The organism is Streptomyces sp. NPDC030995 (genome assembly GCF_055571215.1).
Map to the genome: position 1 here is coordinate 163,918 of NZ_JBVIFS010000010.1, position 21,832 is coordinate 185,749.

11 protein-coding genes and 3 pseudogenes are annotated in these 21,832 nt (G+C 69.0%); 2 read left to right on the top strand and 12 right to left on the bottom strand.

From position 1 onward, the window contains the following. Nucleotide 1 precedes the first annotated feature (1 nt). The 5 genes from ACZ45T_RS17815 to ACZ45T_RS17835 all read right to left on the bottom strand — a co-directional run bounded on the left by ACZ45T_RS17815 (nucleotide 2) and on the right by ACZ45T_RS17835 (nucleotide 11,780). Nucleotides 2-1,915 carry a VMAP-C domain-containing protein gene (locus tag ACZ45T_RS17815; protein ID WP_468442219.1) on the bottom strand — a complete coding sequence of 638 codons (1,914 nt, stop codon included), beginning with the start codon at nucleotides 1,913-1,915 and terminating at the stop codon, nucleotides 2-4. A gap of 23 nt (nucleotides 1,916-1,938) precedes the next feature. Continuing rightward, entirely contained in the window at nucleotides 1,939-2,370 is a 432-nt protein-coding gene (locus tag ACZ45T_RS17820; RefSeq protein ID WP_468442221.1) for a CU044_2847 family protein, read from the bottom strand. A 1,127-nt stretch (nucleotides 2,371-3,497) separates the two neighbouring features. Next, a complete protein-coding gene (locus ACZ45T_RS17825; protein ID WP_468442223.1) occupies nucleotides 3,498-5,384 on the bottom strand; it encodes an HAL/PAL/TAL family ammonia-lyase in 1,887 nt (628 codons plus the stop codon). Between the two features lie 313 nt (nucleotides 5,385-5,697). Continuing rightward, nucleotides 5,698-6,546 carry a hypothetical protein gene (locus tag ACZ45T_RS17830; protein ID WP_468442225.1) on the bottom strand — a complete coding sequence of 283 codons (849 nt, stop codon included), beginning with the start codon at nucleotides 6,544-6,546 and terminating at the stop codon, nucleotides 5,698-5,700. Continuing rightward, the gene (locus tag ACZ45T_RS17835) at nucleotides 6,543-11,780 is read right to left on the bottom strand and encodes a caspase family protein (protein ID WP_468442227.1); all 5,238 of its coding nucleotides are present in this window, start codon (nucleotides 11,778-11,780) and stop codon (nucleotides 6,543-6,545) included. The genes ACZ45T_RS17830 and ACZ45T_RS17835 overlap by 4 nt, the downstream gene beginning before the upstream one ends. Before the next feature lie 1,184 nt (nucleotides 11,781-12,964). Here ACZ45T_RS17835 and ACZ45T_RS17840 point away from each other — a divergent pair. Further along, complete coding sequence (locus tag ACZ45T_RS17840) at nucleotides 12,965-13,735, top strand: hypothetical protein (protein WP_468442229.1); 771 nt, start codon at nucleotides 12,965-12,967, stop codon at nucleotides 13,733-13,735. Here the strand turns inward: ACZ45T_RS17840 and ACZ45T_RS17845 are convergent. Then, nucleotides 13,732-13,917: pseudogene (locus tag ACZ45T_RS17845) on the bottom strand (CorA family divalent cation transporter); the annotation flags it as partial. The gene ACZ45T_RS17840 and the pseudogene ACZ45T_RS17845 sit on opposite strands and share 4 nt — an antisense overlap. 342 nt (nucleotides 13,918-14,259) lie before the next feature. On the opposite strand from ACZ45T_RS17845, the gene ACZ45T_RS17850 reads away from it, so the two are divergent. After that, nucleotides 14,260-14,814, top strand: a complete 555-nt coding sequence (locus ACZ45T_RS17850) for a flavoprotein (RefSeq protein WP_468442231.1) — start codon at nucleotides 14,260-14,262, stop codon at nucleotides 14,812-14,814. Between the two features lie 97 nt (nucleotides 14,815-14,911). On the opposite strand, the gene ACZ45T_RS17855 is transcribed toward ACZ45T_RS17850, so the two are convergent. The 6 genes and pseudogenes from ACZ45T_RS17855 to ACZ45T_RS17880 form a co-directional block, all read right to left on the bottom strand. After that, on the bottom strand, nucleotides 14,912-15,058 hold the full coding sequence (locus ACZ45T_RS17855) for a hypothetical protein (protein WP_266614063.1): 147 nt from the start codon (nucleotides 15,056-15,058) through the stop codon (nucleotides 14,912-14,914). Between the two features lie 352 nt (nucleotides 15,059-15,410). Then, the gene (locus ACZ45T_RS17860; protein WP_468442368.1) at nucleotides 15,411-15,902 is read right to left on the bottom strand and encodes an RICIN domain-containing protein; all 492 of its coding nucleotides are present in this window, start codon (nucleotides 15,900-15,902) and stop codon (nucleotides 15,411-15,413) included. Then, a pseudogene (locus ACZ45T_RS17865) lies at nucleotides 15,879-17,486 on the bottom strand (glycoside hydrolase family 43 protein); the annotation flags it as partial. The pseudogene ACZ45T_RS17865 and the gene ACZ45T_RS17860, both read right to left, overlap by 24 nt. 225 nt (nucleotides 17,487-17,711) lie before the next feature. Further along, complete coding sequence (locus tag ACZ45T_RS17870; protein ID WP_468442234.1) at nucleotides 17,712-19,514, bottom strand: family 43 glycosylhydrolase; 1,803 nt, start codon at nucleotides 19,512-19,514, stop codon at nucleotides 17,712-17,714. A gap of 757 nt (nucleotides 19,515-20,271) precedes the next feature. Further along, a pseudogene (locus tag ACZ45T_RS17875) lies at nucleotides 20,272-20,430 on the bottom strand (Rv2578c family radical SAM protein); the annotation flags it as partial. 9 nt (nucleotides 20,431-20,439) lie between these two features. After that, complete coding sequence (locus tag ACZ45T_RS17880; protein WP_468442236.1) at nucleotides 20,440-21,780, bottom strand: MFS transporter; 1,341 nt, start codon at nucleotides 21,778-21,780, stop codon at nucleotides 20,440-20,442. Between the last annotated feature and the right edge of the window lie 52 nt (nucleotides 21,781-21,832).

Sequence of the window (21,832 nt, forward strand, 5' to 3'; positions counted from 1 at the left end):
GTCAGGCGACGGGGGAGCGGCCCAGGGGGCGGGTCTCCGGGAAGCGGCGCGGGTCCTCCCAAACGAGGGAGACGCCGGCCGCCGCCCAGTGCGGTTCGGGTCCGTCGTGGAGGAACGCCTCCTTGCGCAACTGGAAGACCAGGTCAGGCAGTTCGGACGGCGGCAGGAGCGAGATCCGCTCCGCGATCCGGTCCAGGAAGCCGGCACCCGCGCAGTTCTCCGCACACGGCCCGCCGGGCGGACAGCCGTTGCGCGGCCACAGCACGATCGGCGCCGGCGCGTCCAGGGCGGCGCCGTGCAGGTCGCGCTCCCGGGCCGCCGTCGGCGGCCGGGTGAAGCCGACCGGTCCGCGCACATCCTGGAGGAGGACGGAGAGCTGGGGTGCCCGGTGCCGGGTGGCGCAGCTGATGCGGTGCAATGGAGAGCCCTCCTGCCGGTCGAGCTCGTCCCATATCCGCCGCAGCTCGAACTGGTGGCGGCCCTTCGTCCGCCGGTCGTGGTCGAGCACCACGACCGCCGAAAGGCAGCCGAGCGGTGGCTCCTTGCCGCGCTTTCGGGTCCACTGGTCGACGTCCTTGTTGAGCCAGCCCCGGGGCAGGGCGAAGGCCACCAGCGGACGCCCGTCGACGATGTCCTCGTAGGCTTCGTCGATTCGGTCGACCACCCAGCTGCGCAACTGGCTCACGGGGAACTGGTCCGCCTTCACCAGCAGCCGGTCGCCGCCCCGGTAGACGGACACCTCGGTCAGGACCGTCCCGCTGTCGGCGCCGCTGCGCCGCACCTCGACGAGGATCGGTGCCCATGGCAGCGTGGTCCCGGGCTGCGCGACCCCCGGCCGCCCGGCCGCCGTCGCGGCAGGGCGATGCCGGGTGCCGGTGCCGATGTGGGGACGGCTGGTGTCGGGTGCGGCCTCGTACCTGAAACCGCGCCACGCGGGGTCGTCCCCGACGCCGCCGAACAGGGGGTCTTCGGCGGGGTGGACCGCCCGGGCCTGGCCCCCGCCCCGAGCCGGGGGTGCACACCCCGCGGCGTGGCGGGCGCGGTGGTCGCGGGCCCAGGTGCGGAGGGCGCGGCGCAATTCCTGGTCGGCCACCTCGTCCGCAAGGCGGGACGCCAGCTCGGCGACGGGGATGTGACTGCCGGCCGGACGGCTTTCGGTAAGTAAGTACCAGACGCCCTGCCAGAGACCGACGGGCGCCGCCGGGGTGGCGAGGCCGAAACGGCCGACGGCGGCGCCCAGCAGCCGTTCCACCGGCACGGGCAGCGGCCCGGACCGCTCGGCCCGGTCCACCAGTTCGCGCAGCTCGCGCTTCTCCTCGGCCGTGCAGCCGGGCGTGGGCACCAGGTCGGCGAGGGCCGGGACGTGCCGAGCGAGCACCCGTGCGGGAATGATCCGGGCGTTGCGCACGGCGGGATCGTACGAGGCGACCATCCCGACGACCGTCCCGTCCCCGACGCGCATCGCGGCGGCGCCGCTGAAGCCATACGAGGGTTCCTGCCCGTACCCCGACCAGTACTCGGCCTGGTTCCACTCGTTGTGGATCAGTTGCCCGGCCGCGGTCACCCGCAGCTCGGTCTGGGCGCCCTCCTGCCCGTACCCTTCGGGGAAGCCGTATGCCACCAGGCGGGGCGGCTCGCCCACGTCTCCCAGGCCCTCGGGCTCGGCGAAGACGATCGGCGGCACTGCGACCGGCCGGTCGAGCGTGAGCACGGCGACGTCACCGATGTCGTTGGATGAACAGCCCCATGGGCCGCCCACGGCGACCCGAGCCGGGACCTTGCCGAGGCCCGGCGCACCGGGGAACCAGACCGAGACGTCGTTGACGTCCTGGACGACATGGGCGCAGGTCAGGAGCTTGTCGGAGGCGACAAGGAAGCCGGAGCCCAGGACCGCGCCGTCGTGGTCGACGCGCACGTGCCACGCAGGTGAGGGCGGCATCACAGGGCCGCGGGCGACGCCTCGTCACCCGCCTCGGGCGCGGAGCCGGACCGCTGGGGGGCACCCCTCGGGTCCGCCCGCTGGGCCGGAACCGAGACCGTGGTCTCCGTACCGCGACCATCCGGGGTCCATGAGAGCCGCACCACCAGGTGCCCCTCGACCGCCGTCTTGGCGATCACCGCTCCCGCCTCGGCAGTCAACTTCACCCCGAACTCCAGCTCCACGCCATCCGGCCGGAGCGACCCCCCGCGGAACACCGCGAGGGCCGACTCGGCCGCCGTACGGATGCCCGTCAGGGCCTCGTCGAAGGTCTGACCCGCCCGGACCAGGGAGTTCCCGCCACGGGACACCGGCCGCTGGCCCGGCTGGAGACCGTCGGCCTCCACCAGGACCGCGCCGTTCTCGGTGCCGAACTCCATGAATGTGCTCACAACAACCCCCGTGGACCGATCAGTTGGATCGCGCACCATTCTGGCCGCACGGCGCCGCACGTGTCAGCGGATCGGCCTACCCTGGTGGGGTGCGTGCGAGGGACGTCCCTCCCGGCTCACCGGAGCGGTCGTCTGGAACAACGGCCCGGCCGGCCAGGGCTTCCGCCCGGTCCTGCCTGACGGGGGCATGGATCTGGTCTGGGCCGATGGCCTGCTGCTCGTCACCGGACCCGACACCCGGGCTGCACAGAAGCGAGTGGGAAGGCGAAAAACTCCGGCCGGTGGACGGCAGCAAGGCCGGCCTCTTGCACCGGCGCGGGTCTTCGCAGAGGCACATCGGCTGTCGGCCCCTCCTCCGCCGTGCCGCCGACGCCGCGATGCTGGGGTTAACCGGCGACGACCTGGCCGAGCAAGCGGAGGTGATCAGCTCCGGCGCCCCGTACGAACTGCGGGTCCGCGTCACCGGCCGCTGACGCGTCCGGACCTGCGGGGCGTGCGATCACGACAGCGGTGCACCCCGCACAGCATCTACGAGATTGCCTACGCCCCCGCGGGCGGCATCCTCACCCTCGACGGCCAGGTAGGCCGCCATGGTCTCCTGCGACTGCGAGTCGAGCACGTACGTCTTTGGCCCAGGCGGGCGACCGTTCGCCTTCCTGCTCCTCGACTGCGCCCGGTACTGCGTCGAGATCTCCGCCGATGTGATGTGTGAGCCGTTTGACCCTGTCACCGTCACGATCGCCCTGTCCGGACGGTGCTACTGAATTGGCTGCGGACCGAGACGCGTGTCTTCGAGATGGTGGGTTTGACGGCGCGCTTGGTTGGGCGTCTCGACGCCTGCACCGGAGCCCGCCCTCATGTACGCCGACTTCCCCGACGGCCTGGCCGTCGTCGACGACGGCCTCGCCCTCGCCACCCGCTGGATCGTCGCCGGCAAAAGCGACGTCTTCGGCGAAGTCGGAGGCGCGGAGCCGTGTGTCCTCGTTGAAAACCAGCCCCTTGGTTTCAGCGAGGTGCCCAGCCGCGCCGGAACCTGCTCTGCCTCGGCCCTGAAATGGACGAAGGCCAGCAGGTCGTCGGCGTATCCGAAGGGCACCGGCAAGCCAAGAGTGCCGGAGTGCTGTGCCTCAGCTTCCGTTGGGCCGCAGTCGGCCGTGTCGGACCAGGTCCACGGCTTCTTCGACGTCGGGGGTCATCCAGCGGTCCTGGCCGAGGGCCGGGATGTGGTCTCGGAACCGCTGGTGCAGTTCGGTGGTCCGCTTTGCCAGCGTCATCTCGCCCATTTTGGGCTTGGCCAGGTCGATGCCCTGGGCTGCAAGGAGGAACTGGACGGCCAGGACGGTCTCCGCCCGGTCGAGATTGTCGTCCAGGTTGCGGACCGAGGCCATGGCCATGGTGTTGTGGTCCTCCTGGCCGAACTTCTCCGGCCGCGACAGTACCCCGGCCGGCATCGCTCGCGCCTGCATCTCCGGGATCAGAGCCGCACCGACCGTCTGGACCTGCACCATGCCCGAGTTCAGCCCTACCGGCTCGGCGGCCAGGTTGTCGGGCAGCCCGTAGCTCCACTTCGAGGAGATCAACCGTCCCGACAACTCGTGGCTGAGCACCGCCACATCCGTGATCTGCGCGTTCAGAGTGTCCAGGGCATGACCGATCTGCGCCCCGTCCCAGTTCCCACCCATCACGAACTCATACGATGAACCGGACTTGAACAGCAGTGGGTTGGACGTCGAGGCGTTCGCCTCCCGGCCGATGATCGTCCTGGCCTCTTCCAAAGTCTGGCGGACCGTGCCGACGATGTGCGGGGCCGCGCGAACCGAAACCGCGTCCTGCACCCGAGGTGACTTTTCCCCAAAGCGCCGGCGTCCCTCCTCCGTCATCCACTCGCTGTCCTCGGTCAGCTCCCGCAGGAAAGCTGCTTCCTCCTCTTCGGCCGGCACACCGCGCTCGGCATGCGTACGAGCGTCGAGCGAACTGGCCTCGGCCCGGGTTGCCTCGAGGAACAGACCGAACGCACCGTCGAACTGGTCCAGGAACCTCTCCGCCCGGACCACCGAAGCCGCGTAGCGTGCTGTCAGCACTCCACTCCCACTGATCAGCGGCAACGCCTCACCCGCCTCCAGGGCGAACGTGCTTGGCAGGCCCGCCTGCTCCAGCACCTGTCCGGCCGGGCGCGATGGACCCCCGCGCAGCCGGGCCATCGCGCCATCCCCGGTCAGGACCATCCCGGCGGCCGCCATGGGCTGCAGATCACCGGTTCCCAGCGACCCGACCGAGGGCATCACCGGGGTCACCCCGGCGTTCACCAGGGCCAGCATCCGCCGCACCATCTCCGGCCGCACGCCCATGTGACCGCGAGCCATGGCGTTCGCCCGCAACACCAAAGCCAACCGGGCTACCCCGGCCGAAACCTCCTCACCTACCCCTGCCGCGTGCGAGCGCAAAATCCTGCGCTGGAAATCCCGCTGCTGCACCGTTGTCAGTGGATGGTCTTTCAGCGGGCCCAGGGCCTGATTCCACCCATACACGCGCTGCCCGCCCTTCAGCGCGGCCAGCGCCCCGGCACGTGCCTGGTCCATCCTCGTGGCAGCCGACGAAGCGAGCCGCAGGGGGCCAGCCGAACCGGCCAGCACCGCGTTCATCTGACCCAGCGTCAGGTGCCCCCCATCGAGAACAACACCGGCTCCCTTGACGGGTGCCGCGATCCCGGCCGGCGCCTGAGCTCGGGCGGGCACCGGCCCGGCCGAACCCGTCAGCACCACGGCCGTGGCAGTGACAACAGAGCCGCACAACACCCCCCAACGCCACCTGGAACGCCTGCCTGCTGCGGAAACCCCACCGGGTCCGGAGCGCTCAGCTACAACATCGGCTCTGCGGCCGCGGCCAGGGAGAAAGAAGGTCACAGCCCTACCCATCGGCACGACACCCGTGCCCCTCCAGAAAGTCCTACTGGCAGCCGACCGCGCACGGCTCAGCACCAGTCGTCCGAGTGGCGAGTTGGCTTTCCGCGCCATGTCCAGGGTGGGATTGGGCGCGGAAACAATCGTGTCTCCACAGCTGTTGTGGCGTGGGAGACCGAGAGCAGGGGGTGCGGCGCCGGGGCTGAGACTGTTCGACGTGAGTGGAGGACGTTACGGCTTCTGCCGCGGCCACTCCCGGTTCTGGGGATTCCGGCTCTACTGGTCACCAGCCGCCTTCCGACGCCGCAAAGTGCCCACCATGAACGAGTCCCCTTGCAACGGTCTGCGCCCCATTCGGCGAGTGGTCCTCTCTGGGACACCCTGCCAAGAGGTCTCTACCTCTTCCGACGTGATCTGGAACGAACGGTCAGGCGAGCGCCTCCGCGAGAACGAGACCGGTTTCGCGAGCGGTCAGGTAGGGGCGGACATCGTGGGCATGGGCACCGTTGTCGACCGTCAGGTCCTGGACGCGGGTTCCGAATGAGGGTGCGAGCTCCTTTACCAGTGCCACGGCATCTCCGTGATCGGCGATGTTGACCCAGCGCTTCACGGGCACGGGCCACCGGGCCGCCTCTCCGTGCGGGGTGGGACGAAGCCGGTCGAACACGAGGCCGTGTACGGCGAGGGGTGACCCGAGAGTGATCAGCGTGAGGTCCTGCCACTGCGGGTGGGCACACAAGGTTTCGTAGGCGACGACACTGCCCAGCGAGTGGGCGACGATCACTGTCGTCTCGCCGGTCACCGCCCGAGCCAGGCGTTCTCCGGCTGCCCTCCGGACTTCTGGCTCGGTGAAGTAGCGTCGGACCTGGCGCGCACTGCCGATCATCGCGCCCTCGGCGAGGCCGGCGAAGAAGGTTGAGTGGCTGAGTGCGTTGAGCGCCCGCTGGACGATGCGGGGGGTACGTAGCCGGCCAGTGGCATCCGGTCCGGGTACACGGGTCTCGGCGTCCGCGGCTGCCTGCCACCACGAGAGGAGCAGCTCGTGCTCGAGTCCGGGTTCCACGTCGGATGCGTCAAGGGGCGGCTCGCCCAGGCCGCGGTGGCCGGGTCGGCGGAACAGGTCACCGTAGAAGGCGACCGAGACGTCGTGGCGCGGCAGCGTGCCGGCACCTGAGAGGGCGAGGCCGTCGTTCAGGGACGGAAGCCACGCCTCGGCGATCGTCTCGGGCCCTTTCAGTTGCTGTGCGATGCCGTGGACGAGGACGACGCGGGTCATCGGGAATCCCCCTGTTCCTTACGGGCTGCGGGGGTCAGGCGGAGCGCCACCAGCCCCATGTCGGTCGCCACGCAGATCCGGCCCGCCTCGTCGACGGCGACACCGTTGATTCCGCTGCCGACGTTGATCTCCGCCTGGAGGGCGGCTGCTTCGAGGTCCCAGACGCGTACCAAGCCGTACCGGTCGGCGGCGACGAGCGTAGGAGTGCCGCCCACGTTCGCCACGCGCACGCGTCGCACCGCAGCCGGGAACCGGTCCAGTTCGGTGTCGGAGGACGAGTAGCCGTCCAACGGCACCATGCAGACCCGGCCGTCACCGGCTCCGGTCAGTAGGTGGTCGCGCCCGCCGATCACTGCCAGATCCAGTGCGGTCGCCCCCATCTCGTAGCCGGTTCTGACCTGCCCATGGGAGCGGCCGGTCCGGAGATCCCACAGACGCACGGTTCCGTCGTACGAGGCGCTGGCCACGATCGGTACGGCGCCCACCTGCCCGGCCCGCAGTGCGCTGACCATGGCCGTGTGCCCCGACATGGGCGGACATACGGGAGCTTCCGTATCGAGATCCCAGGCGTGAAGGGTGTAGTCCCCGGCAACGGAGATCACGACGGGGCGCCCCTCGAGGACGCTGGCGCGTGCGAGCTGCGAAAAGCCGGCCCGGCGTGCCAGCCTGTGACGTGCGCCGAGACCCCAGACCTCGACATCGGTCCAGCTGCTGCGAACCACGATCGCGTCGTCGTCAATGGGCTCCGTGACAGCGTGGTAGATGGAGGACGCCCCTGAGGTCAGATGGCTGGCGACCTGCCGGCCGGTCTCCAGAGCGTGGACACGCACAGCACCGTCGAGACTGCCTGTCACGACCACGGCACGGCCGTCGGCGGTGCGGGCGATGTCGGCCGAAAGCAGGTGTTGTTCGAGGCCGTACAGGGGTTCACCCAGCGGTTGCATGGTGGTCAAGTTCCATAGGCGGACCTGGAGCGAGCCGACGCCGATCATTACCGGAACGTTCCCGATCCGCCCGAAGACGGGCGGAGTCTGCGAGCCCGGCGCCAGGTTGTTGCAGCTGGCCAGGACCGGACCCTCTTCGGTGCCGGACATCAGGTCCCAGACGCGAAACGTGTTGTCCCACGAGGTCGTTGCCATGACCGTCCTGCTGCCGATGCAGCCGAGTGTGGCTGCCGCGACGAAACCGGTGTGGCCGAAGTAGGGGCCTCCTATGACGGCGGATGTCTCCATGTCCCGGGCGTGGACCGCGTTTCCATCGAGGATCACGATGACGACGGGGCGTCCCTGGTGGAACCCGACTCCTACGGTCCGGGCGGCGGGGGTGAGAGTGGACGCGTCGAAATGGGAATGGAGCGTTGCGGTCAGGTGGCTTGGACTGGGTCCGATGCGCCACAGGTATCCGTGGTCCAAGGAGGTACACAGGACAACCTCAAGTGTTCGTCCGCTCCGTCGGACCGACAGGTGCCGGATGTCCCCGATGTGGCCGGCCAGCGGTGGGCAGAGCTCGGTGCCGTCGCGTGCGTCCCAGAGACGCACCGTTCCGTCATCGCTTCCGGTGAGAAGGATCGGCCGTCCTTCGACTTCGCCGAAGACGGCGCAGCGAACGGCATTGGTGTGACCGAGCAGGGGGCCGACCGAAGCGCCCGCGCGGAGCGGCTCCCACAGTCGCACGGTGGTGTCGGATCCGCCTGTGGCCACGACGAGTGAACCGCCCACCTCTGCGACCGCAACGGCCACGACCTGGCCGGTGTGGCCCTTCAGGGGTGAAGCGCATTCCTGGCCGGTGCCCATGTCCCACAGACGGGCGGATCCGTCTTCGCTCCCGGTGACGGCCAGGTCGCGACTCCGGTACGAGTGGTAGGCCGCGGCCAGCACGGGTCGGGCATGGCCTTCCGCGGGCTGGTCCGCCGCCAGGTCCCAGATTCGTGCCGTCCGGTCCTCGCTCACCGTCACCGTGAGGGCGATGTCGCCCTGGTCGAACAATGCCGCTGCGGTGATGTCGTGAACGTGGCCGCGCAGAGGAGGACCGAGCTGCTGCAAGGTGCGGACATCCCATACACGGGCTTCCATGCGCCCGCTCGTCACCGCTACGGGACGACCTCCGAAATGGCCGGCGGCTGCCGAGGTCACTCCGCTCCGGCTGTAGTAGACGTGTGCGCTGACCGGCTCCCCGACCTGACGGCGATCGTGCAAGTCCCAGCGGCTCAGCATGCCAGCCTGGTCACCGACCAAAGCGAGGGTCCGGCCGTCGACTTCGGTCACGCACACGGCCGAGACGCCCATCGCGGTGCCGATGAGCGGACTGCCGTCCACCCGGGCGTTCCCGCCGTCAACCACCTCGGACAGGTCCCAGACGTACACCGCTTTGTCATCCCCGCCGGTGACGGCGATCGGCCTCCCGTCGAGCTCACCGAAACTTGCGGCGAGGACGGAACGACGGTGCTCGGTCAGCTCGCTCCCCAGCTGGCACCGGTCCTGCAGGTCCCACAACCGTGCCGTGCCGTCGGCGCTGGCGGTCAGTACGACCGGGCGGCCGTCGAGGGCTCCCACCGCGATGCTCGCCACGCGGTTGGTGTGCCCGCGCAGCGGTGCGCCGTATTCCTGGCCTGCCGAGAGGTCCCAGACCCTGACCGTGCCGTCATCGCCACCGGTCAGAGCCACCGTGTAGTCACCAAGATCGCCGATGGCTACGGAGCTCACGGCGATGCCGACGGACATGGGGTCGCCGATCTGCTGCTGAGCCGTCAGGTCCCAGATCCTCGCCGTGCCGTCCACACTGCCTGTGACCGTGATCGGACGGCCGTCCAGCGCGCCGACCGCGACGCAGCTCACGGTCCGGGTGTGACCGGCGAGCAGCCGGTGGACGCCGCTCGTCGACCACCAGGCCCAATTCGCTGCCCATGGACGTGCCAGGGAGAGGTCCTCGATGCGGTCGGCCAGCAGATCGGCCTCGCACCGGCGGGCCGAGAGCTGCAGGTCCGCAGCACGGTCTCCGAGCGGGCGATCGAGGGTCAGCCGATGTGCCACGTGTTCGTACGCGCTGCGGATGCGCCGGGCAGTGTCGCCCTCGATGGAGGAGAAGGCCGTGAGGAGCGCTCGCGGATCACTGGCCAGGAGGAATCCGGGATCCTCGATCAGGTCGGTCAGTACGCCACCGGCGGCCGCGTGCGTGGCCAGATGACGTCGGACGTACCCGGCGGCGCCGAACCAGTCCGGCGGGCCGTCGACTGGCTTCGCGACGAGCGAGCGCAGGGCCCGTACGATCGACCGCTGTACCTGCTCCGCCTCCCGGTCCGCAGTGGCGCGCAGATGCTCGGCGAGCGCCTTGTGGTAGAGGCGGTACGCGGATCGTTGGTCGTCGTCGATGACTTCGGCGACGTACGCCTCCGCCACGTCCAGTGCCCAAGTGACATCCCCTTCGGTACAGACAACGCCCGAGATCACCGAACTGAGCGTGGTCCACACGTGGCCCCGGGGCAGCCCCTTGCCCTCCGAAAAGGCCAGCGCGAGCAGCATCCGTCGCACCCGGGCCTCGTCCGGACCGAAGCGGGCCAGATAGTCGTCGAAGGCTTCACCGACCTCGCTGGGCAGGTCCTCGGCCCAGCCGGTGCGGTTGGTGTCGACGGGAGAGCAGTCGGAGCGCAGGGTGCGAGCCGTCGTCCTCGCGTAGAGGTAGACGCCGGCCGCCTTCGCCGCGACCGCGTCGGCGACCGTACGGGCGCGGTCGGCCTGGCCTCGGTAGGGCGTCGGAATCTCGGGTTCGTCGCCGGCTAGCAGCACCCGTGCGACGTAGCCGGACACGTCCTCCTGCGTGGCCCGGTAGCCGTCCTGATCCAGGTCCATCACCGTGAACGTGCGGCCCAGCGGGCCCACGAGTTCGTGGCGGGCGCCCACGAGCAGCCTCACGCCGGGAATCTCCGACATGGGACGCAGCAGCTCGCGAGTGATCCGGCGGGGCTCACCGTGGCCGCCGGCGTCCGCCGCAGTGTCCGAACCCGCCTCGTCCACGGCATCCACCACGACCACGATGGGTGCTCCCTGACGCCCGCGGCGGGTCAGCTCCTGCAGCAGGGCGGCCGGGCCATCGGTACGGGTGTCCAGCGCGGTGGCGATGCGTTCGACCACCTCCTCCAGCCGTTTGTGCCGGGCATGGACCGCGGCTGACACGCACCCGGCGGGAAGCACGGTCGAGGCGTCGACACCGGAGAGGTCGAGACGAGCCCGGTATCCGGGGTCCGAAAGGGCGACGATCCGTCCGAGCACCGCCGACTTTCCGCATCCCGGGCTGCCTGTGACCACCCTGCCGCGACCGTCGCCGCGGGGCGAGGTGAGCCAGCCCACGAGTTCGGACAGCACCCGGATCCGGCCGCTGAAGTACAAGCCCTGCTCGGACTCGAACTCCACGCCCCGGGACCGGGGGCCGAAGTGCTCGTCCAGATCCCGGTCCGCCACGCGTCGTTGGACCTGCAGATCGGTGCCCAGGGGAGGAAGCTCCTCCCGGTAGTTCGAGTTGGCCAGGAACGGCGCGAGACCGGTCACGAGTCCACTGGCCAACTCCGCTCGCTGGCCGCGGCCTTCGGCGTCGAACTGTTCGTTGACGGCTTTGACGAGTTCGGTGAGATCCAGGTACTGCTGGCGTTGTCCGGTCCTGCCGGCGGTGGTTTCGACGGCCTCGATCAGGGCCGTGACGAACTTGCCGTCCTCCGCGATGTCCTTGTGCCGGGCCGAGCCCAGGAACCACAGGCCGGTCGAGGCACGGCCGGAGGTGCTCCGATAGGCGATCGTCTGGAGCGCGACCGCGGCGGCGTCCGCGTTTCCCGCTCCGGCCGAGCAGGTGTCGAGGATCAGCAACAGGTGACGTAGCTCGCCGCGACAGAGGATGCGTACGAGGTCTTCGGTGGCCAGGGCGCTGGAGACGAGGTCGTCCTCCTGCGAGTCCCAGCAGAGCAGATAGTGGCGGTCGCGTTCCTCAACGGATCCGTGCCCCGCGAAGTACACGACGACGACGTCGTCGGCCGTCAGCTCGGCATCGGACGACCAATGGGTCAGTTTCCGCCGTATCTGGTCGGCGCTTTCGTAGTCTCCCAGGCCCGGTAACACAGCCGTGTAGCCGAACGCCTGGAACAGCTCGGTGGTCGCCCGTACGTCCCCGGGCACGGAGGCCAGCTGCTCTTCCTTCGGAAGGTGGCAGTACTTGCCGCTCCCCAAGGCGATGAAGAATTGCCTTCCCACCCCACCACCCGACGTCGTGGACCGCTGGCCCGAACTCTACCCAGCGGGAGCTCAATTCGCCGGTGGTTGCGACGAGTAGCGGCGCACCTCGCCTCCGGCGGTAACCCGCTTCAGTCACGCGGGTCGTGACGCCCGTCCCTCATCCCCCGTCCCCCGTCGCTTCACAACGGGGGATCTCAGCCAGTACCGCGCGATGGGCGATACTGCCCGCCATTTCGGCGTACAACTCGGGTGTCCGACGTACAGCGGTGTGGGCGTGACGGGGAAAGTCAACGCGTGCTGCCCGATGAAGTCCGGCGCGACCTGCGGAGCCAAGGCGTGATCAGAGGCAGGAGCGCGGAGGCGTGATGCTCAACGTTCGGGTGCAGGCGACACTCAGAGGACCAGTCGAGCACCGGATGACCGCACGTAGGTTGTTCGAGGCGAGGGGCTGGGAGGTGCTGGCAGCTGAGGAGGAGGAGTTTCCCACGGTTCGCGCAGCCGGGGGAGTTCTCCCGGGCGAGGCGGTCAGAACCTCGGTGTACACCCTCGGCATCCCCATCCGGCAGGATTCGTCGCGGCGTCCGGAACGTTGGGCAGCCCAGGAGGTCAAGGACCTGGCGGACGATGCTCACCTGGATCTGCGGCCGGTGAGCGCAAGGATGTCGCGGAGGCAGCGTCGCGAGGAACCACACTGGTTTGCCTGTGCACCGCGTAGCACGCGATCCGGTCCGTGGGTCCGCTGCAGATTCAACGCGGAACGCCGCCTCGGGTTCCATGACACCGGGACGGTGTTGTACGGCTCGTACGAGGAAGCCGAGCGACGCGCTGGTCAAGGATGCGTTCGTCCCCCCTTTCCGCGACGGGTACGGGTTCACGACGGGATGCGGCGGGGCCGGGCGGCGGACAACCGCCGCCGGGAGCTGAAGACGGTGGCGCTGGGCTGGGCCGGAGGTCTGCTCGGCATCCCCGTGGCGACGGGACCTCGGTGGCTGGCCCTGTCCGCAGGGGTGGCCTGGGTAGCCATCGTCTGGTGGTGTGCGACGACCGTGCTTCCCTTCGTACGCCGACGTCGGATCCTTCGTGGAAGCGGTCCCGACTCAGCCGCGTCGGTGGCCCGGCGGGCGAGGGCCGGGGGCGAAGCCGTGGTCGTCCACAGACGCCGGCGGTGGGAAGCATGGCTGGTTGCGCTTGTGATCAGCGGGGTGCTCTTCGTGGGCACAGCCTTACTGGCCAGGATTGCCGATCCCGCCACTGCTCTTGGCACCCACCTTTTGCTGGCCGGTTCGGTGTTCGTCGCGGCGGGCATCCGACAGTTGGCGCGTGCGGGCGACCGCAGACCGTTTTTGGTGGCGGTGTTCGTGGGTCTGCTGCCCGTGGCTGCTCCGGCACTCGCCGGACTCAGCCCGGTGCTCTTTACGTTCTACGGCGCAGCGTTCCACGTCCGCGCGGAAGAAATGGACGTTGCGAAGGCGTGGCAGTTCTTGGCCTCCGTGCACGTCCTGGGGACCTCGGCAGTGTTGATGCTCTTCTCCCTGGCCTGTTGGGGCTACATGAGCCCCCTTCTCCGCCGCCGCAGTCTGCACCTGCTTCGCCCGCTCGTTGCTTTGACCGGAGCGATGGTGCTCACCTTGGTGTGGGGAGTGACCGTACTGGACGGAGCCTCGGAGGCAGGCGATACGGCGGTGCGGAAGTGGCGATCGGGCCAAGTGCCGGGTGATTACTACGGTGCCACCCCCAGGCCCGTCTGCGTGACGCCCATCGGCCCGTTGGAAGAGCTGCCTATGTACGGTTACAAGTTGGACCCCAAGCGGGTGTACGGCAGCTTCGGTGCGGTCGGTGGTGAGGTGACGTTGTGGGACCCCGCGTCAGGCACCGCTTTCCCGGTGCCTTCCGACGCGGTACAGATTCTCCCGGCCGGGGAGGGGAAGCCTGGTGCGGCGATCCCGCGCGCGTGCAGCTCTTCGACTGGCTAGAGCCAGTCGCGCTTCTTGAAGATGACGTAGAGGCTGACGCAGACCACGGCCATCAGGAGGATCGCGAAGGGGTAGCCGGCGGCCCACTGGAGTTCCGGCATGGTCTCGAAGTTCATGCCGTAGATCGTGCCGACGAGGGTCGGGGCGAAGAGGATGGCGGCCCAGGAGGAGATCTTCTTGAAGTTGTCACCCTCGCACCGCTGACCTGCGGAAATTGCCTGCATAGGCGGTCTGACCTGCAGCGATCGACCTTTCCGAGTCTTTCACCCTGCTGCCTGCATATGCAGCCGATTCCCCCCAGCCGCCCCCCACGAGGCCTCATTCCCCCCAGATTCCCCCCAGCGGACACTGTCTCGCCAAGAGGAGCACCGCAGGTCGGGGGCCATCCAACGTCGCTCACGACAGGTTACTCAGGGGAGTGGCAAGGCGGGGCTGGAGGCGCTCGGTGAGTCTGCTGTTGCTCGGGGCCACAGTCGTACGCTGCCCAGAGTTCCGCCACTTCAGCCGTCGACTGGGAGCGCCCCGTGACTGAGCCACAGCGCAAGTCTGTCTTGTACGTCATCGTGTGCGCGGCCGGGATCGCCGGCGATGTCGGCAAACTCATCACCGCCGCGCAGGAACGGGGCTGGGTCGTCGTAGTTGTGGCCACCCCACAGGGCTTCAACTTCCTCGACAGCCAGGTGATCGAGAACCAGACCGGTTACCCGATCCGCTCTGCCTGGCGCTCACCGGGTGATGCGCGCTCGTACCCGCGGGTCGACGCCATCGCAGTCGCACCAGCCACGTTCAACACGGTTAACAAGTGGGCGGCCGGCTTCGCGGACAACCTCGCACTCGGCATCCTCTGCGAGGCACCCGGCATGGGCATCCCCATGGTGGTGCTCCCCTACGTGAACACCGCCCTCGCTGCCCACCGTGCGTATCGGCGCAGCGTTGATGAGCTGCGTGAGATGGGCGTGATGTTCGGCAGCTACATGCCGCATCGCCCGAAGTCCGGTGGCGGTGGTGACCGCTTCCTCTGGGAGGAGGCTGTTGACCTCCTTGCGTCGAACTTCCCGCACTTGGCGCGTCAGCGGTGACGTCGGCATGGCCACCCTCGAGGGCAGCGCCGTCCGGTCTTGCCCCACAGGGCTGGGCTCTGTCAGGACAGGTCGGTCTAGATGCAATACCAGTGACTTAGAGTGGTTTGCGCTGCTTGTTGGCGGAGACGGTGCGGTAGTGCGGTGCGATCCGGACTGCCTCGGCGGGGTCGCGGGTGGGTTGTGGCCAGTTCCGGTGCGGGATGCGTTTGAGTTTGTAGTTGGACATCTTGCGTTTGACCACGCGGCGGTTGCTGCGTCGTCGCCGTCTCGGCAGGAGCCGGGCCAGGATCTCACGGACCCTGTCGAGTAGTGCGTCGGCCAATCGCGCAGGGGGAAAACGCGACCTGCCGTGCCTGGCACACGGCTCAGGGCGGCGCCACGTCTCCCGAGCGCGCGGCGCGGCACGCAGCGGTCAGGACCGGGCAACCCGGCGTTCGATCCTCTTCAGAAAGGGTTGCCGTCCGGTCCAAGATTTTTTCGGACCTCGCTGTCGGCCGTGCGACCTCGGGCGCGCGCAGACCGAAACTCCCCTTGCCCAGCGGGCAGGGGGAGTTTCGGTGGGCTTGAACCGGATACCGGTGTCAGCAGGAGGACTAGCCCGTGGAGCCGACGCGGACGAGCTTCCACTGCTGGTTCACGCCGCCCCAGTCCGAATACTGGACGATGCCGGTCCCGTCGGCGGAGGAGAAGCCCGGTACCTCGACGGCCTTCCCGCTGTTGCGGTTGATCAACCGGACGTATCCGTCCGGTGAGTCCACCAACCGGAACTGCTGGTTCACGCCACCGTGGTCGCTCCACTGGTGGATGGCGGCGTTGTCGGCCGTCGACCAGCCGGAGACGTCCAGCAGCTTGCCGGAGTGCCTCGCCTTCAACCGGTAGTAGCCGCCACCGGAGTCCACGAACTGGAACTGCTGGTTGGGCCCGTCGTACCGGGCCCACTGCGTGAGCGCGGCGCCGTCAGCGGAGCTCACGCCCGCCACGTCCAGTGCCTTGCCGCTGGAGCGGTTGACCATGACGTACCAGGCGTTGGTGTCCACAGGGGCCGCTGGCGCGTGCGCGCGCAACTCGAAGCGTTCCACCAGCACTTCGCCGCCGAGGGCCCGGGTGGCGTGGTTGAAGACGGCGAAGCGGTGGCCCATGAAGAAATGAGGCCTATCGCTCATGGTGAAGGCCGGGCCGAGCCGGGTGAAGGTGGTGCCGTCGGTGCTGTAGGAGAACATCGCCTGGCGGCCCGGCCCCGGGCTGATGTCGGCGGCGGCGCGCAGCCAGACGCGGCTGCCGGACGCGGGGAGGTCGGCGCGGGCCTGCTCGGTGCCGGTGCTGCTGGTGTTCCAGTTGGCGTCCATGGTCAGGCCGTCGAACATCACCAGCCTGCTGGCGCCGTCCTGCCGCGTGACGCCGATCCAGGCGGAGGAGTCCCGCAGCATCGCCAGCCCGGCCCGGTCGCCGTGCGCCATCCCGGAGCAGTCGAGCACGACGGTCGCGGTGGAGGCGGGGCCCTGGATGCGGCGGGTGAGGGTGTTACGGGCGTTATAGAGGTCGTCGGTGACGGTGGCGGTCCTGAGGGTGAGCCCGTTGTTGACGGTGAACGCGGCGGTGTCGGGGTTGTGGTTCCACTCCCAGTACGGCGCCAGCGCCGTTCCCTGGAAGGTGTCGGCGCCGGTCATCGGCGGGAGCGGGTGCGGGGTGACCGGGTAGGGGTATGTCTCGCCCCACGTGCCGTTGACGGTCTGGAGCTCGGGCCAGCCCTCGGCGTTCCAGGTGACCGGGGCCAGGGCGGGGACGCGGCCGCCGGGATAGGCGTCGATGAAGCCCATGTAGTACCAGTCGCCGTTCGGGGTGTCGACCAGCGAGCCCTGGTGCGGTATGCCGCCGCCGGGGATCGGGCCGGGCAGGTCCAACAGCACCTCTCGCATCTTGTACGGGCCGAAGGGGCCTGATGTGGATTTCCAGATGTACTGGCCGTTGGGCGGGCGGGTGACGAAGATGTAGTAGTTCCCGTTGATCTTGTAGAAGCGGGAGCCCTCCATGAAGTGCAACGTGTCGGGCTTGGTGAGCACGTGCTCGGACCTGACCTCGGTGCGCATGTCCGGGGAGAGCTGCGCGACGCGGATTTCGTTGGCGCCGTACGCCACGTACGGGGTGCCGTCGTCGTCGAAGAGCAGCCCCGCGTCGTAGTAATTGCTGCCGATCTCGGCGTGCCGGGTCCAGGGGCCCGCCGCGTTGGTGGCTCTGTATACGTACGACCGCTGCCCGCCGATCTGGCCCACCCAGTAGAAGGTCCCGTCGCTGGGGCGGTGGCGCATCGAGGACGCATAGATGCCCTGGACGTACGCCCGTCCGCCATTGAGGTCGTACGCGTCGCCGAAGTCGAGGACCGGCACCGAGTGGCCGATGAACTCCCAGTTGACCAGGTCGTAGGAGCGCAGGACGGGCGCGCCCGGCGAGAAGTGCATGGTCGAGCCGGTGTAGTAGTACGCGTCGCCGACGCGGATGACCTCGAGGTCGGCGAAGTCTTGCCAGATCACCGGGTTGGTGAACCGCTCCTGCTGGGCCGTCGTGGCCGCCGCCGCGCTCGCGCCTATCGCCGGCAGCGTGGTGCCCGCGACCAGGCCGACGGTGGCCGCCATGACTTTCCGGCGGCTGTGGGGGTGTTGGAGCCAGGACATACGAGATCAGCTTCCTCACGCGTGGGGGACCGAGAGCCGAAGTGTTAGCGTTAACATTTCCGAGGACGAGTCGCGCAGGGGGTGATCTGAGTGCGCCGCGCCCTGCACCTCGTTGACGTGACCCGAGGGCTGACCCAGGCCGGGCGGCGAGATGAAGCCGTCGCGCAAAGGCCCTGGACAGGGTCGGGCACCGGGTTGCCGGCCCGGGCCCGACCCTGTGGTGGTTCAGCTCTTGCCGGTCAGGCGCCAGACCTGGTTCTTCTTGGTGGCCAGGGCACTGGCGGAGTCACAGGTCCACTGGTGGACCAATGCTCCGACGGCGGTGGAGATCCCGCTGACGTCCACGCACTTGCCGCTGTGCACCGCGACGAGTTGGTAGTCGTTGGCGGCGACCTGCCGCAGCGTGAACTGCTGGCTCGTGCCGCCGTGGCAGGTCCACTGGTGGACCGCCGCGCCGTCGGCGGTGGAGACGCCACGGATGTCGAGGCACTTGCCGCTGTGGCGGTTCACCAGGGAGTAGGTGTCCGCCACCCCTGGCACCGGGCGGAAGTCGAACCGCTGTTCCTCACCGGCGCCGCAGGTGTACTGCCGGTACTGAGTGCCGTCGGTGGTGCTCTGGTTGGGGTCGTCCAGGCAGTGCCCGCTGTGCTGGGCGACGGCGGTTGACGAGAAGGCGGGCTGGCCGGTGGTGAACTGCCACCAGTTCATATTGAACAGGTACCCGCTGCCACCGGCGAAGCGCAGGTACAGATCGTGGGTCCCGGTCGCACCGGTAACAGGGCACGAGACCGTGCTCCAGGTCTGCCAGCCTCCGGTGCCCGACACCGTGCATGTCCCGACCGTCGGCCCAGTGGCACTGTCCAGGTGCAGCTCAACTCGGCCGCCGCTGGTGTTTGAGGCCACCCTGGCGGTGAACGAGCCGGCACCGGCGCCGAATACCACGCCCTTGACCTTGATGTAATCGCCGTTTTCAATCCAGCTGATGTTCATCCCGCCCTCGCTGGAGGGTTCGGTTTCGATGCCGCTGCCCCACGCGATGGACTCGGCTTCCTGGCGGACATAAGGATCGAGCGTGCCGGCCTGCGGCGCCCCGGCCGTCGTCATATTGATCGTCGGGATCGTTCCGTCAGCGTTGTAGGAAAACTTCTCCACTGCGACCGAGCGGGTGAAGCCGCCGCCGCCCGGGAGGGCGCCGTTGTGATAGAAGAAATACGAGTTGCCCTGAAAGTCCACGATGCCCGCGTGGTTGGTGAAGCTGTTGCCCTGGGCGGGCATGACTGTTCCGCGGTAGGTCCACGGTCCGGTCGGGCTGGGTGCCGTGGAGTAGGCGATGAACTCCGAGCAGCACTTGGCCGCATACACCATGTAGTACAGGCCGTTCCGCTTGTAGACCCAGGGCGCTTCTTCGTACAGCGTGGGACGGTCGGGGTTGTCGGTGCGGGATCCGAAGCCCTCGGTGGTGAGCGGAATTCTGACGGGGCTGCCTGCGTAGGACGTCATGTCCGCGTTCAGCTTGACGTACCACAGGTTCGGGTTACCCCAGTACAGGTAGGCCTGGCCGTCGTCGTCGATGAAGACGGTCGGGTCGATCTCACTGTTCTCCACCAGCGGGTGGCCGAGGGCGTCCCGGAACGGGCCGGTGGGGCTGTCCGACACCGCCACGCCGATGGCGAATTGGCCGGTCGCCCGGACCGACACCGGCACGTACCAGTAGAACTTGCCGTCCCGTTCGACGGCCTGGCCCGCCCACGCGTTGGCGCCCGCCCAGCTGAAGGTGTTCAGGCTGAGCGGTGAGCCGTGGTCGGTCCAGTTGACCATGTCGGCGGAGGACCACACCCGCCAGTCATTCATCACGAAGGAGGAGGTGGAGCCGTCCTCGTCGTGCCCGGTGTAGAGGTAGACCCGCCCGTTGTGCACCAGTGGGGCAGGGTCGGCGGTGTAGACGTGCTGCACGATCGGGTTGTCGGCCCTGGCCGCTGTGGGATGCACCGCGGCGGGAAGGACGGCGAACGCCAATATGAGGATCATCAGCACCCAGGCTGCCCGGGCTGGGCTCGTACCGGCGGCGGGTGACCTCACTGCGGTCGGGTGAGCCGTTGGCCTGTGGGCGGCGGTACTGGCCATGGTGTGGTCCTTCCTGGTGCTGCGCCTCGGGGACTGAGCAGCTGGTCAGAAGCGGAGGAGGGACGTTGTTGCGCTCGGGGTGTGGTCAGTGCGAACCGTGCGATGCGGACGGAGCCGCCGAGCGCTGGCGCTCCGTCAGACCGTCTTCGCCTACTCGGATGCCGGGCGGGCGGCCGCTGCCTGCACGGGAGTTGGTGGTGTCGGCCATTGTGCTGCCTTTCGGTCGTCCGGGCCGGTGACCGTGTCCCGCATCGGGGCGGTTGGTCATCTGGATTGGTGCGCTGAACTGCGCGAACGGACTGTTTGTCCGGGGCGGCTGCAAGACGTGACCCCTGCGGGGTGGGGATGTCGGGCCTCCGGCGCATTGTTAGCGCTAACAACTTGAAAGTCGAACATCTGGTGTGTTGCAGGGAGAAAACCACGGCACATGAGCGGCCGTCAAGTACCCGCGTCGCAACCTGCCCGTCACTGAGACGTCATCAGAATCTCGTCCTGTCAAAGTTGCTGACGGGACGGACGTGAGCTGCCGTACCGGCCGGGTCTGCTCACCCTGCAGCGCTGACCCCGCCTGATCCACGGTGATCGCGATGTGGTGCGGTCCGCCGGCGCGCAGACGAGCTGTCTACGGCGTGGCCATTTGTGCGAGCGGCACCTTGGAAGGCTTGGAGCCGTCCGGGACCCGGTTGACGATCGACTTCGCGTGGACCTCGTGGAAGGTGATGCCGAGGAACTCCGGGGTGTCGAAGGTCCGGGTACGCACTGTGCCGGGGGCGAAGAGTGCGGCGGGCCCGGCGGCGTCGGTGAGGTTGTTCCAGCGCACGAAGTCTGCTCAGCGGGCTTGGGGTTCGGGTTCCGGGGCGAGATGGCCGGGCTGGGGTGCACGGATGGCTGGTGCGGTTTCCGGGAGGCGGCGCAGGACGGGCAGGACGGCCAGGGCGGTGGCGGCGACCAGGGCGCCGGGGATCAGGGCCCAGCCGGTGGAGTCGACCAGGGCCTGGGAGGCGTAAGGGGTGAGTCCGCCGAAGAGGGCGGTAGCAGCGGTGGCGCCGAGCGCGAGGCCGCTGAGGCGCTGGGCGACGGGGAACTGTTCGGCGATCGCGGAGGCCGCGACCGCGCTGATGCCGCCTGCCACGCAGGCCAGGACGACCGCGCCGGTCAGTGCGGCGGCGAAGCTGCCCTGGGTCATCAGGCCGAACATGGCCGGCGGCAGGATCACCGCCAGGGCACCGAAGAGCGTGAGTGCGGGGCGGCGGCCGCCCCGGTCGGACAGGGCACCCGCGAACGGCGTGACGACGATGACGACGAGGGCCGCGATGGTCGACAGCCACAGGGCGTCGGACTCCCTGAAGCCGCTGACCGCGCCGAGGTAGGTGGGGACGTAGCTGATGCCGACGTAGTACGTCACCGAGCCGAGCGCCGAGATCGCGAACGTCCGGTAGAGCGCGGGGCGCTGGGTGCGCAGAGTGGTCATCAGTGGGCCCGCCCCCTTGGTGTCGGGCGGGGGCTGCTGCTCGAAGGCGGGGGATTCGCGCATGGTGGAGCGGGCGATCAGCACCGTGGTGGCGAGCAGCGCGCCGAACAGGAAGGGGATGCGCCACCCCCACGCGTCCAGGGCGGGGCCGGGGACGAGGGTGACGGTGAGGGCAGTGACCCCGGCGGCGAGCAGCGCACCGATCTCGCTGGCGTCGGAGGCCAGCGAGGCGGCCAGGCCGCGCCGGTGGGGTGCGGCGCCTTCGACCAGGTAGGCGGTGACGCCGGTGTACTCGCCGCCGACGGCGAAGCCCATGACACAGCGCAGCAGCAACAGCAGAACCCCGGCGGCGGAGCCGATCTGGTCGCGGGTCGGGAGCAGGGCGGTGGCCAGCATCGCGGAGGTCATCACCGCCATCGAGCCGAGCAGCACCTTGCGGCGCCCGAGCCGGTCCCCGATGTGGCCGAAGGCCATCGCGCCGAGCGGGCGCATCAGGTAGGCGACGGCGAAGACCGCCAGGGTGATCAGGAGCGAGGTGGAGCCGGTGCCGAAGAACACCCGGGACAGCACGGTGGTCATGTACAGGTACAGCGTGAAGTCGTACCACTCCACGACGGTGGACAGGGCCGCCACCAGAATGGAGGACCGGGGCAGGACGGCTATCGCCTGAGCGGGCGGTGCGGGTGCGAGGGATTCCATGATGTGCCTTGCGGGAGGGCGGCAGCGCGGACCTGGACGGTTGCGCGGGAGG